General features: G+C 69.1%; 8 protein-coding genes. 2 read left to right on the top strand and 6 right to left on the bottom strand.

Going from position 1 to position 16,115, the window contains the following annotated elements:
* Window positions 1-67: 67 nt before the first annotated feature.
* From rimK to WFQ05_RS17315, 5 genes are all read right to left on the bottom strand, one after another.
* Window positions 68-985 carry a 30S ribosomal protein S6--L-glutamate ligase gene (gene rimK, locus WFQ05_RS17335; protein WP_130528802.1) on the bottom strand — a complete coding sequence of 306 codons (918 nt, stop codon included), beginning with the start codon at window positions 983-985 and terminating at the stop codon, window positions 68-70.
* A gap of 79 nt (window positions 986-1,064) precedes the next feature.
* Window positions 1,065-2,354: a hypothetical protein gene (locus WFQ05_RS17330; protein ID WP_337054722.1), complete on the bottom strand. Its 1,290-nt coding sequence runs from the start codon at window positions 2,352-2,354 to the stop codon at window positions 1,065-1,067.
* A gap of 111 nt (window positions 2,355-2,465) precedes the next feature.
* Window positions 2,466-4,151 carry a CshA/CshB family fibrillar adhesin-related protein gene (locus WFQ05_RS17325; protein ID WP_130528798.1) on the bottom strand — a complete coding sequence of 562 codons (1,686 nt, stop codon included), beginning with the start codon at window positions 4,149-4,151 and terminating at the stop codon, window positions 2,466-2,468.
* Window positions 4,151-7,870 (bottom strand): hypothetical protein, encoded by a 3,720-nt coding sequence (locus tag WFQ05_RS17320; RefSeq protein ID WP_337054721.1) that lies wholly within the window; start codon window positions 7,868-7,870, stop codon window positions 4,151-4,153. Before WFQ05_RS17320 ends, WFQ05_RS17325 begins: the two co-directional genes overlap by 1 nt.
* An 11-nt stretch (window positions 7,871-7,881) precedes the next feature.
* Window positions 7,882-12,294 carry an OmpA family protein gene (locus tag WFQ05_RS17315; protein ID WP_337054720.1) on the bottom strand — a complete coding sequence of 1,471 codons (4,413 nt, stop codon included), beginning with the start codon at window positions 12,292-12,294 and terminating at the stop codon, window positions 7,882-7,884.
* A 630-nt stretch (window positions 12,295-12,924) separates the two neighbouring features.
* Here WFQ05_RS17315 and WFQ05_RS17310 point away from each other — a divergent pair.
* Complete coding sequence (locus WFQ05_RS17310) at window positions 12,925-13,167, top strand: hypothetical protein (protein WP_337054719.1); 243 nt, start codon at window positions 12,925-12,927, stop codon at window positions 13,165-13,167.
* Between the two features lie 29 nt (window positions 13,168-13,196).
* Here the strand turns inward: WFQ05_RS17310 and WFQ05_RS17305 are convergent, their stop codons facing one another.
* On the bottom strand, window positions 13,197-14,717 hold the full coding sequence (locus WFQ05_RS17305) for an XVIPCD domain-containing protein (RefSeq protein ID WP_337054717.1): 1,521 nt from the start codon (window positions 14,715-14,717) through the stop codon (window positions 13,197-13,199).
* A 654-nt stretch (window positions 14,718-15,371) separates the two neighbouring features.
* Here WFQ05_RS17305 and WFQ05_RS17300 point away from each other — a divergent pair.
* Entirely contained in the window at window positions 15,372-16,112 is a 741-nt protein-coding gene (locus tag WFQ05_RS17300) for a DNA/RNA non-specific endonuclease (RefSeq protein WP_337054716.1), read from the top strand.
* Window positions 16,113-16,115 lie beyond the last annotated feature (3 nt).

The following is a 16,115-nucleotide window of genomic DNA, read 5'->3' as shown; positions in this document are numbered from 1 at the left end:
TGTTCAGCCTTCCGCGCGGGACGGGGCGATTCTGTCACACCGTCGGTGAGCCTCCCTGCATGGCCGTTCACGTTCGGCTGGCGGGGCGGCGTGCGAGGGAGGCTGGGCGTTGGACCGCGGCGGCGGCCACCAGTTCCACCACCGCCCCGGCGATGTCCACCCCGGACACCTGCTCGATGCCTTCCAGGCCCGGCGTGGAATTGACCTCCAGCACCAGCGGGCCGCGCGCCGAGCGGATCAGGTCCACGCCGGCCACGCCCAGGCCCAGCACCTGGGCCGCGCGCACAGCCACGGCCGCCTCTTCGTCGCTGGCGATCGCCGGAAACGCCTCGCCGCCACGATGCAGGTTGGAACGGAAGTCGCCCTCCGGCGCCTGCCGGCGCATCGCCGCCACCACCCGGTCGCCGACCACGAAGCAGCGCAGGTCCGCGCCCTTGGCCTCCTCGACGAACTCCTGCACCACGAAGCTGGCGTACAGCCCACGCAGCGCCTCGATCACCGAACGCGAGGCCGAGGGCTTCTCGGTCAGCATCACCCCGGCGCCCTGCGCGCCCTCGTTGAGCTTGATCACGTGCGGCGGCGGGCCCAGCAGCGCCAGCAGGTCGGCGGTGTCGTCCGGGTTGTCGCCGAACACGGTGGCCGGCAGGTCGATCCCGTGGGCGGCCAGCAGCTGGTGCGCACGCAGCTTGTCGCGCGCGCGCAGGATCGCATCGGAGCTGTTGGGCGTGTGGCAGCCCATCAGCTCGAACTGGCGCAGCACCGCGGTGGCGTAGCGGGTGACCGAGGCGCCGATGCGCGGAATCACCGCGTCGAAACCGGACAGGGTGGCGCCCTTGTAGCGCAGGTCGAAGCGGCCGCGGTCGATGCGCATGTAGCAGCGCAGCGGATCGAGCACGCGCACGGTGTGGCCGCGCTGGCGTCCGGCCTCGACCAGGCGCTTGGTCGAATACAGCCGTGTGTTGCGGGAGAGGATCGCCAGTTTCATGCGGCTGCGGGCCGGGGTAGAAAACGGCGCACAGCATGACACGGCGCCGTGACCGCTCATGCGCGCGCCGCCGCGGCCCTCAGTCGACGGTGCAGTCGACCGTGAAGGTCAGCACGCCGCCCACCGGCAAGGTCTGCAGCTGCAGGCCGGTGTTGGACTGCAGTGCGGCCAGCAGCGCGGCATCGCTGCCGGTCGGGCAGATCGCACCGCCGCTGGCGTTGCCGCAGCGGGCCGCGGTGCAGGTCAGGCCCGCCGCGGCCGGATCGCGGAGCACCGCGCCATCGGCGGCGACCGGCCCCGCATTACTGACCACGATCCGGTAGCTGGTCGCCTCGCCACGGGTCAGCGTGTCGCCGGCCTGGTCGTTGGGACCGGACGACGGTGTATTGGTCTTGGTCACGCTCAGCTCGGCGCGCAGCGAATAGCACACCCGCACCGATCCGTTGCGCCCGCTGCCGCCGCCGTCGGCGCCGGCCACGCGTGTGGGCGAGGTGGCACTGGCCGCGACATAGGAACCGCCACCGCCCGGATAGGCCGACTCGGGCGCACCGCCGCCGCCGGAGTACCCGCCGCCGCCGCCACTCTCGCGATCGTCCGCGCCACCGCCGCCGCACACGCCCCAGCCGCCGGCAGCGCCGATGCGATCGCCGGCCTGCGGTTCGCCCGTGCCACCGGCGCCCCCGGAAGCCCCGTTGATCGAACACTGGCCGCCGCCCCGCGGACCCTGGTGCGCGCCCGCATAGGTCACGCCCTGCCCGGGACTGTTGAAGCCACCGCCACCGGCACCACCGTCGCCGGTCTGGCAGGTGGTGCTGCCATCGGCGGCGACTTCACCGAACTGGCCCCCTGCGCCGTTGACGCCGCCCAGCCCGCCGGCCGCGCAGTCGCCGCCGGCCGGAGAGCCGCCGTTGCCGCCATCCAGGCCCGCGCGACCGCCGCCGCCATTGCCGGTGTTGTCGTCGCCACCGCCCGCGCCCGCGATCAGTGCCAGCGTGCCGTTGAGATACGCACCCGAGGCGCCGCCGCCACCGGACTCCTGGTCGTTGGCGCCGGGCGGGGCCTGGCCCGCCAGCAGCGTGATCACATCGCCCGGCGCGACCGCGAACGTGCCCTCGACCCGCGCGCCGGCGCCGCCCTGATACGGGTTGGGCGTGCGCTCGCCGCCGTCGGCGCCGACGGCGATCAGACGCACCGAGGTCACCCGCGCCGGCACGGTGAACGTGGCGGGCGCATTGCCCGTGTAGGCATACAGGCGGGTCTGCTCGAGACCGGCCGGGCAGCTGGTGACTTCCTGGGCCTGGGCCGAGGCCAGGGCCGCAAGCAGCGCCAGGCCGAGCCCCACACGGACGAACACGAACGAAGACTTCATCGAACCTGGGGACCTTGCTCAATCACGGGAAATGCCCGATCGCGATGGGAAGCGCGAAGCAAGGCCGCTGACAGAAGCACCCCGCCCGGATGGGCGGGGCGCAGCGTGATCTTAGTTGACGGTGCAGGTGACCGTCAGGGTGACCGTGCCGGTATTGGGCAGCGTGGGAATCGCAGCCCCGCCGGAGCTTTGCAGGGCACCCAACAGCGCGCTGCCGCTGGCCTGGGTCGGGCAGGCCGCACCGTTGGTGGTGCCGGTGCAGCTGGCGCTGGTGCAGGTCAGGCCGCTGCTGGCCGGATCGCGCACGATCGCGCCATTGGCCGGCTGCGGACCGTTGTTGGTAACCACGATGGTGTAGGTCTGGCTCGATCCCTTGACCACCGTGTCGTTGGCCTGATCGTTGGCGCCCGCGGCGGGCGTGTTGGTCTTGGTGACCACCAGGTTGGCACTGGCCTGGGCGATGGTGATCTGCGCGTCCTCGACCTCGCCGCTGGTCGCCGTGCCGGACGGGCTGGCGACCTCGCTGGCGTTCTGCGCGTAACGCAGGCGGACCCAGGTCGTGCCGGCCTGGATGTCGTTGGGCACTGTCCAGCTCAGGCTGGCCGTGCCATTGGCACCCGAGCATGTGCCGGTGGCGCGCTCGTCGCTGTCGAAGCTGCCGTTGCCGTCGAAGTCGATCCAGCCGGCCACCGTGCCGGTGCCGCTGCAGGCGATGCTGCGCGTCAGCACGGTGTTCCCGCTGCCGGCATTGATCGCCGGCGAGGTGGGCCAGCCGTTCTCCTCATTGGCGCCGGCAATGCCATAGGCGTTGTCGGACGACGACGTACCGGGCTCGCCATCCGGGCCGACCGTGCCCAAGTGATCGGTGGTCAGCGGCGACAGGCCACCAGGGCGGAAGGACGCGTCGTTGATGTTCGTGCCGCTGGCCGACACGCCGCTGTCGTTGCCGTGCACCCAGTCGTAGAACAGGTGCGCGGCGGTGCCATAGCTGCTGGGCGCATCGCCGTAGTCCGCACGCGGCACGAGCAGGCCGATGGACATGGCGGTGATACCGCCGCCGCGCATGGCGAAGGACATGCTCGGCGTGGCGGTCGGCGTGGTGAAGGTCAGGTAGCTGAGCGCCACGGGACTGGTGCCGCCGCCCTGCCCGCCTGGACCGAACTCCATGGTCTGGCTGCCGCCGTTGGTGGTCTTGGTGGCGGTATAGGGATTGCCGTTGCCGGCGAACATCTCCAGGATGTTCCAGTTGCCCGCGGCCGTGCCGCGGATGTATTCGCTGGGGACGCCGTTGCCGTCCAAGGTGGATTCGAGCGACTCGGCATCGGCGATGACCAGGCCGGGAATCGGATACGACGCCCCGTTGCGGGTCGCCGAGCAGTCGATATCGAAGCTGGCCGTCGAGGTCATCGCCGTGGCCAGACCCGCCACCAGGTTGTTGGCGCCGCCGGTGCCGTCGATGTTGTACATGTCCTCCAGGCCATCGCCGCTGTAATCGCCGGAGCGATAGCTGCTCAGCGCGCCGTTGAGGTTGGACAGGGTGCAGGTCACCTGGATCTGCTGGCCGTTGGCCACCTGCAGGGTGGCCGTGGTCTGCGCGCCGTTGGCCAGCGCCACGCCATCGGTGCCGTTGACACCGCCGCCCCAGGTCAGCCAGAGGATCTCGTTGCGGTACTTGCCCGTGCCGCCGGTGGCGTAGGCCGCGGCCTGCGCCTGCTGCATCGGCGCCAGCGCCGCGCCGGCGGCCAGCGCCAGCCCCAGGCCGCGCGCGGCCCAGCCATGGATGAAGTGCTTGCGCATCAGTAGCTCCCCACCAGGTTGATGAACCAGCCCTTGTGGTCGTAGTCGAAGTCGGTCAGGTCGTCGCTGAACTGGGTAAAGTTGTAGCCCAGCCCGATCCGCAGGTTCTTGCCGATGTCGCGGTCCACGCCGGCCAGCCAGCCCTGGCGGTTGCCGCCGTCCTCGACCTTGAGCAGGCGGTACTCGCCCATCGCATGCCATTGCTGGCCCAGGTCGTAGCGCACGGTGGTGCCGTAGAAGGTCGTGGTCGAATCGAACCACTGGCCCGTGCCGCGGCCGTAGCGCGCCTTGCCCACACGCTGGGCGACCTTGGCCGCGAACTCCCAGCGCTGGTCGGGCTTGTACACACCCTCCAGCGAGAGCACCTGGGTCTTCTGGTCGTAGTCGTGCCCGCCGATCTGCGCCAGCGTGGCCAGGTCGTACAGATAGGTGTAGCGGCCGAACACGGCCCAGCGCACCGAGTCCCAAGGACGCCAGGCGAAGCCCAGGTTGCCCTCGATGAACCTGGCGCCGGCAAGCGGATCGAGCTTGTCGTCGGTGTCGGAGTAGTTCAGGCGACCGGCGATGCGCCAGCTGTCGTTGAAGCGATGCGTCAGGCGATTGGTGGACACCCACTGCTCGCGCTCCTCCGCACCGGTGTCGCGCCGCCATTCCACCTTGGAGGCCCAGTCCGTATCGGGCGAGGTGCGGCCCAGGCTGACGCTGATCGCGCGCCGCTCGACTTGCCCGCCGGCGCTGTTGACCAGATCGCCGCGCTGCAGGGTGAAGCCGCTGGTCCAGCCCTGCGCCGGGTAGAAATCCAGGCCGAAGGTATGCGCCAGGCCGGATTCGCCGGCGGTGTCGTCCTTGAGGAACTGGCTCTCGTTGAACACGTTGATCTGGTTGGACAGGCGCCAGCGCTGGCCCAGCGTCCAGCCGTCGCGCGCGCTGTTGTTGAACAGCGGGTCGTAGGCCTGGGTGTCGTCGTGGGTGGCGGTGTAGGCGCCGTACAGGCTGTGATCGGGCATAAGGCGGTACTCGGCATTGACCGTGGCCGCATCGCCCCGATCGCCGCTGGTGACTTCCGCGCCGACCGAGGACAGGTTGCCGAACAGGTACTTGCCGCCGACGGTGTAGGCGTCGTTGTCGGCGTACTTGCCGTGGTCGTCGTCCAGGGTCAGCTGCGCCTGCCCATACAGGTCGAAGGTGTCGCCGAAGCGGTGCGTATACTTCAACGCGCCCAGCAGGCCGGCGGCCTCGCCGACGGTGCGCTGCTCCTCGACGCGGCGGATCTCGGCGGCCAGCGTGTCGAAGTCGCCGATGCGCCACTCGCTGGTGACCTGCGCCTGGATCAGCGACTGCGCACCGCTCTGCGTCTTGCTGTAGCGCGCGTACACGCTCAGGTCCTGGGTGAACTGGCCGGTGACTTCCGCGCCGTACTCGGTGAGGTCCTCGCCGGTGTCGTAGCGGCTGATCGAATAGCCAGCGCCGACCTCGCGCCACCACGCGCCGGCCGCCCAGTCCTGCTGGGTCCAGCCGAGCTCCTTCAGATTGGCGCGCGCCTCAACGGCCTTGGCCTCGCCCTGGCGCGGGCCGGTGGCGTTGATCTGGGTAAAGGTGAAGCCACCGTTGTCGGAAAAGAACACCGGCGTGGCGTAGGACTCGGTCTGGCTGTACTCGGCCTTCAGATAGGTGCCGCGACCGGCCTGCAGGGTGACATCGCCGCCCTTGAGCGTGTAGTCCTCGCCGCTGCGGTTCTCGTCGACATAGGTCGCACCGACGGCCACGTGGTCGCCCAGCCACTGCTTGCCGCGGAAGCCGGCGGTGACCTCGTCGTCGTCGAACCCGGTCGGGACGAATTCGTAGTCCACCAGCAGGCGTTGCGTGTAGCCGTCCAGCGGCGTGTCGCGGGTGAGCGTGGTGACGTTGTCGCGCGTGATCTGCGCCAGCGGACGGGTCAGCAGGATGCGGCCCTGGATCTGGTCGATCTCGTAGTCCACCCCGCGCACCAGCTTCGCCCGGTCGACCACGCGGCCGGTGGTCGGGTCGCTGACTTCCAGCACCACCTGGTCGGAACCGGCCAGGATCTCGGTGTGCTTGAGGTAGTACAGGCTGCCGCCGGTGCCGAGGAACTCGCTGTGCCCCGGCGCGCTCTGCGCCTGCGAGCCGAACGCGCGCACCTGGGTCTTGGCCTCGCCCCAGGGATTGATCGCGTGCGAGCGCCAGTCGATCGCCGCGCCGTACAGCGAGCGCACGTACTGGGCGTACTCGGTGTCGGTGAAGCCGGTGGCGTAGTTGCCCCACAGCGCCTGGTTCTTGTCCCAGTCCACGCGCACGTAGAACCGGCCCTGCGTGTCCACGTCGCGACGCACGGACGAGTCGTCGCCGTAAGTCGGGTAGTAAAGGTCCGGGTCCAGGCTGCGGAACACGTCCGTGGCATAGGCCTGGGTGAAGTGGTCGAACAGGTGCTCCAGATCCTGCTCGGTGGTGTCCGCCTGCGCGGTCACCAGGTACTTGCCGTTGAACTTGGCCTTGCCGTAGAAGGCCAGGCGGCCGTCGCTGATGATGTCGTCGGCGTAGCGCGGATCGGTGGCCGACAGCGTCGCAGTCGAACCGGACACCTTGTTCTGCGCCACGGTCACATCGGCCAGGCCGACGCCGAAGAAATAGCGCCCGGTGACATCCACATCCAGCGTGCGGTGCGCGGCCGGCACGCCGGTGCCCGCGGCCGCGCCGCCCAGCCCGTCGGCGCCGTCCTGCAGCGCCACGTCGAAGCTGTGATGGCCCACCGGCACCAGGTACTCGGCGGCGAACTTGCGCTCCAGGTCGACCGGATAGGTCTCGCCGTTGATCGCCAGCTGGTAGCCCTCGGGCAGGTTGCGGCCCTGGATGCGCACGCGCGAGCCGTACAGCGGGATGTTCTGCAGGCGCAGCCCGTTGCCGGCGAACACGTCCTCCACCAGGCGCTGGGTCTGGGCCTGGTCGTCGGTCAGCGCCGTGCCGAGGCTGCGTTCGGTCGACGTGCGCAGCAGATCGCTGCCGCGCTGGGCCTCATCGGGCCGGACCAGCTGCAGCGTGCGCGGCGTGGTCTCGTCGAAGCGGCCCTGCGCGTCGTAGGCGCGCAGCACATAGGCCAGCGAATCGCCGGCGCGATAGTGGTAGTCGGCCGGCAGCTGCCCATCCCAGTCGACATGGCTGACGTTGCCCACCTGCATCGGCACGGTGGCCAGCGGCGCGACCAGGTCGGTGTCGGTGGCGCGATAGATCGCGAGCTCGTAGCGCGCGACGAAGGCCGAGTAGTTGCTGCGCACATAGAACTGCACCGGCTTGGTGATGCGCGCACCGTCGAAGGCGACCAGCCCCGGCGCCGACACCGACAGCTCGGCCGTGCCGATCTGGGGATCCTCGGTCGCCCAGATCACCCCGCCGTTGGCCAGGTTGATCGAGAACTTGCCCGTGGCCGTGGCCTGGCCCGGCTGCACCTGCAGGATGTCCACGCGGCGGTCCGCCGCCAGCGCGGCGGCGTCGGACGCCTGCGGCGCGGTAACCGGCTGCGTATCGCCGCGGGTGCGCACCTTGAACAACAGGCCTTCGCTCGCCTGGCAGCCCTCCGGGCCGCACTGCGGCTCGGGGGTCTCGGGCTGAGCGGGGGACGCTTCCTGCGCGGCCGCCAGCGGCGCGGTGCCGGCCAGCAGGCTGATCAGGGTGTAATCCAGCAACTTCATCGTGATGGTCTTCATGCTCAGCCCCCTTACTGCCCGGCCACGCCGGCAGGAGCCGTCGGATCGTCACTGGATTGCACCGTCACCTTCGCGCGCACCTCGGGGCGCAGTCGTTGGGCCAGCGCCTGGTACACCGCCTTGGCGCGGCGCAGGCCGAGTTCGACGTTGCGCGCCGCGTCGCCGCGACGGTCGGCATGGCCGACCAGCGCCACCACGCCACCGCCGCGCTGTTCCAGATAGCGGGCCACGCCATCCAGCAGCGCATCGGCCTGCGGCTTGATCGTGGCCTTGCCGGTGTCGAACAGGACCGAGCCCAGCAGCGGGCCGCGCCCGTCCAGGCCGGCGATCATCGTGTCCGGATCGGACGCCTCGCTGCGCAGGCTGACGCGCGTGGCCGCCGCGGTGGCGGCCGTCAGACGCGGCAGCAGCGCGGCCTTGACCGCGTTGGCGCGGTCGAACGCCAGCGCGGCGCTTTCGCCGTCGGCGGCGATCACCACCTCACCGCCGTGATAGGCCTCGATGCGGCCGGCCATCTTCTCCACCACCGGCAGGTACTGCGGCTTGAGCTGGGCGCTGTCGGCCTCGAACAGCACCTGGCCCAGCTCCAGTTCGACCGTGCGCGCACCGCCTTCGATCAGGCCCTGCGGCAGCTTGATGCCGAAGTCGAAGCGCACCGGCATGCCGGGCGTGATGCGACGGACCAGCGGATTGGCGGTGGTGAACTGCGCGCCGCTCGGCAGCGTGGTCGGATCGACCTTGAGGATGAAGTTGCGGCCACGCGACCACTGCCCACCGTCGACGCCTTCCAGGTGATAGCGGCCGAATTGGTCGGTCTCCATCACCAGGCCTTCGACCGAGGCGATGCGTACGCCGGGAATGCCGCGCTCGTCGATGCCGCTGTTGCGGATCACGTAATCCACCACGTAGCCCTGCTCGCCCTGCGACAGGCGGCGCTCGACCGTCGGCGCGGCCGCGGTGAGGCCCTTGGCGGCCTGGCCGCTGGTGTCCACGCGTGTCCTGCCTGCCGCATCCATGCGCACGGTCACGCCCTGGTCGGTGGTCAGCACGAAGTCGTCGCTGAAGCGCGGCGCGCTGAGCACCTGGCGGATCACCACCTGGTGCGCCTCGGCCGGATCGGCCTCGGACTGGCGTGCGCTGAGCTTGCCGACGGCGATGCCGTGCAGCAGCGGCGCGCTCGCGTCGGCCTGCGCCTGCCAGCCCTGGCCGGCGTCCATCAGCGTCGAGTTGGGCACGTAGGCCGAGGGATCGAACCCGCCCTGCACGTGCAGGCCGGTGATGGCCGCGCTGTCCTGCCAGCCATCGCCGTCGCGGTCGTCGAACACCGTGCCCACCAGCAGACTCTCATCGACCAGCGGATCGGAGGAGATGGTCAGCGAGGCGATGGCGACGTTGGACACCGGCGCACCGGCGGCGGTGACCGCCTGGGCCTGGTTGACCTGGATGCCCTGGCGCACGCCGGCGCCCACCCGCATCAGGTAGACGAAGGTCGCGCTCTGCCCGGCGGCCACGTCCACGCCGGCGATGCGGATCGGCGACTGGCCGCTGACCGTGGCGCTGCGGTCGTCATCGCCGGCGACCAGCGAGCCGGCCACATAGGTGAAGCCCGGCGGCGGCGTATCGGTGATCGCGCCGCCGACGAAGTTGCCGTCGCCGACATTGCGCACGGTCAGCGTGTAGCGCACCAGGTCGCCGACCACCGCGGTGTTGACGGCCACGGTCTTGGTCAGGCGGATGTCGTAGCTGGAAGCCACGATGACCGTGGCGATGGCGCTGCCGCAGTTGCTGGGGTTGGCGGCCTCGCAGATCGTGTACGGATAGGCGTAGGTCGCGGCCGGCGTGCCCGCCGCCACGGTGATCGTGCCATCGGCGCGCATGACCAGGCCAGGCTGCGGCGAGGTGCCCGGCGTCAGCACCACATTGGTCATGGTGGCGCCGCTGCCGCCGACGGTGTCGTTGCCGAGCACGCTGGGCAGGGTCGCGCCGGCGCTGCTGTCCACCGTCGGCGGATGGTCGTCCACCGGCACGATCGGGGTCACGGTTACCACCACGGTGGCCACCGCCGGATCGCAGTTGGTCGGATGGGCGCGTTCGCAGATGGTGTACGGATAGCCGTAGCTGCCGGCCGGCGTGCCGCGGCTGACGGTGATGGTGCCGTCGGCGTTCATCGCGATGCCGGCATTGGGCGACGTCCCCGGCGTGAGCGACACGGTCGAGGTGCTGACCGGCTGGCCGCCGAGGGTGTCGTTGCTCAGCACCGTGGTGGTCGTGCCGGCTTCGTTGATGGCCGGGAAGCGGTCGTCGTTGGCCACGATCGGCGGGGCCACGACCACGGTGGCGACGGCGCTGTCGCAGTTGTTCGCGTTGTTCTTGGCGCAGATGGTGTACGGATAGGCGTAGGTCGCGGCCGGCGTGCCGGGCGCCACGGTGATGGTGCCGTCGGCGTTCATCGTCAGCCCCGCCTGCGGCGAGGCGCCCGGCGTCAGCGTGACCGTGTTGAGCGACACCGGCTGGCCAGCCAGGGTGTCGTTGACCAAGACCGAGGGCGTGGTCCCGCCCGAGCCGCTGCCGATGGCCGGCATGGTGTCGTCGACCGCATCCACGGCCGCCTGGACGACGATGACCTTGGTGGCCGTGTCGCAGGTCGCCGGCGTGGTCGGCGGGTTGATGCACAGCGTGTAGGTCAGCGTGTAGCTGCCCGGCGTGGTGCCCTGGGCCACGGTGACGCGGCCGGTGGCCGGGTCCAGCGTGATGCCGCCCGCGGCCGGCGTGCTCGACAGCGTCGAGCCGGTGATCGTGGCGTTGCCGCCGGTGCCCAGCACGGCCGGCGCGTTGTTGACGGTGTCGTTGCTGGTCACCGGCGTGGCGGTCGTGCCCCCGGCGCTGGTCAGCGTCTCGGCCGCATCGTCGACCGCGTCGATGCCGGCCTGGACCACGATCACCTTGACCGCCGTGTCGCAGGTCGCCGGCGTGGTCGCCGGATTGGTGCACAGCGTGTAGGTCAGCGTATAGCTGCCCGGCGTGGTGCCCGGCGCCACGGTGACGCGGCCGGTGGCCGGATTCAGCGTGATGCCGCCCGCGGCCGGCGTGCTCGACAGCGTCGAGCCGGTGATCGTGGCATTGCCGCCCGTGCCCAGCACGGCGGGCACCGCATTGACCGTGTCGTTGCTGGTCACCGACGTGGCGGTGGTGCCGCCGGCGCTGGTCAGCGTCTCGGTCGCATCGTCGACCGCGTCGATCGCGCTGCCCACGTTGACCGTGACCGTGGCGATGTCGCACACCGCCTGGTTCGGGCTGGCCAGGCACACCTGGTACTGGTAGGTGGTGGTGCCGCTGAAGCCGGCGTTCGGGGTGAAGGTGATGGCGCCGGTCGTCGCGTTGACGGTGGTGCTGCCGTTCGGCGAAGGCGTGGTGACCGTGACCGAGCCCGGGTTGATCGTGCCGCCCACGTGGGTGTCGTTGCTCAGCACGGCGGTGGTCACCGGCGTGGTGGCCGGCGTGCTGGCCGTGTCGTTGACCGCATCGATGCTCGGCGCCGCCACGGTCAGGGTCGCGGTAGCCGTATCACAGTTGTTCGACTGGCCGGTCTGGCAGATCGTGTAGGGATAGCTGTAGCTGCCCGGCGTGGTGCCCGGCGCGACGGTGATGGTGCCGTCGGCGTTCATGGTGATGCTGCCGGCCGCGGGCGACGGCGCCGTGCCCGGCGTCAGCGCGACCGTCGCGGTGGTGGCCGCCGCGCCGTTGAAGGTGTCGTTGCCCAGCACCGAAGCGGTGCTGGTGCCGCTGACCACGGTGCCGAACGGGTCGTTGACCGCGTCGATCGGCGGATCGATGGCGGTCGCGTCCGACGGGGTGCAGCGCGACTGGGTCGCGCCGGACGCCGGGCAGGTCGCATCGCCGCCGCCGCTGACGCGCGCGGTGTTGGTCACGCTGCCCGTGGTGCCGCTCGCGACCGCGACCGTCAGCGTGATCGGGTTGCCGGACGCGCCGTTGGCGATGGCGTCCGTGCTGGTGCAGGTCACGGTCGGGGCGGTGCTGCTGCAGGCCCAGCCGGCACCGGTGGCCGAGACATAGGTCAGGCCGCTCGGCAGCGTGTCGACCACGCTGATCGCGCCACTGGTGGGCGCGGTGCCGGTGTTGCTGGGGGTCAAGGTGTAGACCCCGTTCTGGCCCTGGCGGAAGTTGCCGCTGTGGCTCTTGGCCAGGTTGAGCTGGGGTGCCACCACCGTGTCCGAGTCGGTGGCCGAGACCTCGCAGCTGCCGCCGGCGGTGCAGGTCACCCCGGACGGGTTGGTGACGGTGACCGTATTGGTGACCGAGCTCTGGGCGGCGGCGGGAAGCGCGGCGGCCAGGCCGATCAGCAGCGCGAACGAGGAGAGCGCGCGCAAGACCTTCTGCGCGCCACGGATTGACGTCACTGCCACGGAACTGCCCCCTGTTTCAAAGACACAAGGCAGCGCCGGTCCACCCACGGCCAACGCAGCCTTGCGAGCCTCCCCAATCACGGCCAAGGACCGCGATGTACGACGCGCGCCGCAAAAACTGCCAGGCAAGTCGCATTGAAATGATAACTAGCGCACGCTTTTCTGACCACCCCTGAAATAAACGTGACTTGAGTCACGAATTTCACATGCGTGACTCAAAGCGTTCAGCTAAGACGTAAACACTTTGTAAAACAAGCGACTAGCTCCTCCTCCGTGCAAAATGAACAGGGGAGCTGATCAGCCGGCTCGATGCGGGGAGGCGACGACTGGCGGGCACCGACAGACAAACGGCAGCGGCGAGCGGCGCGTACCGGCGATCGGGTTGCGCACCTTGGTTTCGGATCAGAACAGGAAGAACAAGCGGCCGGAGACGACCCGGCCTGATGCAGGCAGGGAGCGTCTCCTGCTCTCATCCGTGCGCCAGGGCTGTCAGCTGCCTATTCCATGGACAGGCCGCTCATGTCGCTGACGCGCGTCGCACGCCGCGCATGACGGCGATTGCGCCAGCACGGGGTTGCGAGCCGGCATGGCAGGTCCGAGGATTGGCTTCGCCCTCGCTCGCCCCGCCCCATGCCCCCCAAGCCTTCGACGCCGTTGCTGTCCCGCAAGCCCGCAGCCGAACAGGCGGATCAGGCATTGATCCAGGCCGCGATCGCCGAGGCACACCGGCGCATCAAACGCATGCTGTCCGCGCACTTCCACGATTTCACGGACAAGCAGCAGCGTCAGGTTCGGGCATTGCTGGGCGCAAAGCAGCCCAAGACTGCTGCGCAGGCCGTCAATGCAAGACCGAGGCGCAAAGCGCCGCTCTAGAGCTTCGTCCGGAGGGCGCAAGTCCGAGGCTATTGATGCGCAGTTTTGTGCAGGGCGTGCGCCTGCGACTGGACCGGGGCAGACATGGCATCGGCGGCGGCCGTGCTGAATGCCATCGGCGTCAGGGCGCCTTCGGTCACCGAGACCTGGGCCCGGCCCAGCACCGCGCCCTGCTTCTCGGCGGCAAACAGCTGGGTGCCCTCGGGCCCACCTTTGTCGACCATGTCGATCCTGGTCATGCCTTGACGCTTGGATTCCACCGCCAGCGCCGCTGCCAGATTCTCGCGATGCGCTTGCGTGGGAAGCACCTGCCCGTTGGGGTCCAGGACCTCGATCCTGCGCATGACCATATCGAACCGATGATGGTCGGGATGATGCGGATCGGACAGCTGCAATACCGGCCCCGCGGTCGCGCGAGGATCCTGGAAGTCGATCACGCCGCCGGCCTTGAGTTGCGAATACACCTCGGCCTTGTGCTGATCCCTTCCCACGAATGCCTTGATGGCGTCGGTCAGCGCCTGCTGGTCGGCCGCACTCATCGCGCCCGGCACCAGGAAGTTCCTGAACTCTCCGGGCTGCTCCGGCATCTCCTTGAGCGCTTCCTGGTACTGACCCTGGCCACTGAGCTCGAACTCGTGGGACGCATTGGCCGCGCGGCTGACCAGGCGCAGATTGCTGGTGTCGTTGAAGGCATCCAGCACATCGGCCTTCTTCAGGCCCTGGCCGCCGGTGTGCTTGGGCAATTCCTTGAGAAGCGCCTCGAATGCGATCGCATGATCGATATCGAACGCGTCGCGCGTGCAGAGCTGCCTGGTGACTGCGCACTCGAAGAGCGGCACCTTCATCGCGTCGAAAGGCGCCACCGGACGCGTGACCGAGGCTTCACCGCGGTAGGCTTCCTTCAAGGCGCTTTCGAACCACTTCTCCACCACGGCCGTATCGAACGAGAGGTCCTTGCGCGTCATCGCCGGCGTCCAATCGGCCTCGAGCGTCGCGGCGCGCCGCTTGGCGCCGTCGGTGTCCGGATCGAAGGCCGCCCGCGGCGCCGACGGATCGAAGCCGAAACGCGCATGGCACCAGGCGCGCCATTCGGCCGATTGTGGCCCATGTTGGTCGTGGACACGATCCGCTGCGTCGCGCGCGCGGTTGACCGCCGCTGGCAGCAATCTGAGGTTGCTCACATCGTTGTAGCCCATCTGGGCTTCGGCCAGATTGCGAACGTCCAGCGCCTTGAGGTGGTCCTTCCACTGCACGATGTGGTCGATATCCAACGCCTCCGGCGTGTGCCAGCTCCCCTCTCGCTCGCTGTAATACAGCAGCACCGGGCGCTGTCCGGGCAGCGCTGCCGGCGTCGGGCTCATATGCTGCCTGGCCCAGTCGTTGCGCATGAATTCTTCGGTGGACCCATAGAACGCCAGGCCGATGCGCGAGGCCTCCGGATCCCACGCCGCGTTCTGCAGTGCGGCCCCGTGCTGGGGCGGCTTCACCCCCTCCCAATCCACGAGTTCCACCTGCTGCCCGCTTTGGAGCGTGTGCTTCGAGACGCCCATGGCCAATCTCCTTTTGTGGGATTCCTTGTCTGGAACATCCTAGCGCCGGTGCACAGCGTGGCTCGAAGATGCTGGAGGGGCGGCGCCTCGAAATGTGACTGGACGCTCGAACCGGAGTCTGTCGTCTGCAGCCACTTGGATCGATACGGGCCGGTTGGGTCGCCAACCTGCTGAAGTTGAGTGCCTGCAGCCGCGCAATCATTCCGCAGTGCTCAACGATGTGCCAGGTCGGCATGCCCACGTTGCTGCCCTCATCGATTGCGACGGCTGCGCCGTGTTGAGGCGCGGATGCGGGAGCCGCACGACGCCTGGAAGCACGTGGCATGCACCATGCTCGATCGGCCGACCCAGCAAGGGCAGCCCTGATCGACGTTTCATCCTGATGGCGCTTCATTGACAGAAGCCGGGTTCAAGGACTCAGTCACAGCTTGCTTGATTGGCTGTTGACCACGCAGAAACTCTGTTGGATATCTGCGGTCACCGCGTGCCACGTCGTGGCAAAGGGGCGCGGTGGTCGTCTTTCTCACACCACTCCGGCATCGCGCCGGTCTTGGCTGTCTGCTCCACCTCCGTCAACTCGCATGTCGCTCAACAGGCACGGCCCAGGGCCGTGCGTGCTGGCTTCGTGCGGCCCGCCAACATCATGGAGAAGCCATGCGATTCCCGATCTTTCTCGCCGTCTTTCTGCTCACCACCTTCAGCGCCGCAGCGCAGGCCCAGGTGGTCACCCTCAACAAGGGGGGCTTCATCCTCACCTACGACTGCACCGAGCACACCGCCACGCGCTACGAATACACCCTCGGCGCCGATAACGGCTCCGCCGCTCGCCCCTCCGACTTCAACCTCGACACGACGCTGCCAAGCGGCTGCGGTGGCCAGACCTCGACGAAGTCCTATTCCAGCGTGCACTCCGGCTACGATCGCGGCCATCTGGTCACCTCCAACCACATGGACTACAACACGACCTACATCCGCCGCGCCAACCTGATGTCCAACATCGTGCCGCAGGTGTCGGGCTTCAACCAGGGCATCTGGGTGCAGGCCGAAAACGTCGCCGAGTGCTACCGGGACATCAACCCCGTCGAGGTGTACGGCGGCGTGGTCTATGGCGACACCTCCAACGACTACTTCCTGGCCAGCCACGGCATCCGCACGCCGGAATACTTCTGGAAGACCATCATCACCACGGACCCCAACACGGGCGCCGAGAAGGCCATCAGCTGGATCATCCCCAACGAGACAGGCCTGGGCAGCCTGGACGACTACATCGTCTCGATCGCGGATCTGGAGGAACTCATCGGGGCGAGCAATGTCGGCATCACCGCATCCTATGAAGTGAAGCACATGCTGCCGAGCTCGACCTGGACACTGCCGAGCAACTGCGACCTGAGCTGATCG

The sequence above is a fragment of the Pseudoxanthomonas sp. USHLN014 genome (assembly GCF_037153335.1).
GTDB classification, from domain to species: Bacteria; Pseudomonadota; Gammaproteobacteria; order Xanthomonadales; family Xanthomonadaceae; genus Pseudoxanthomonas_A; species Pseudoxanthomonas_A winnipegensis.
Note: the sequence above shows the minus strand (reverse complement) of the source record. Positions and strands in the feature narration are given on the sequence as shown.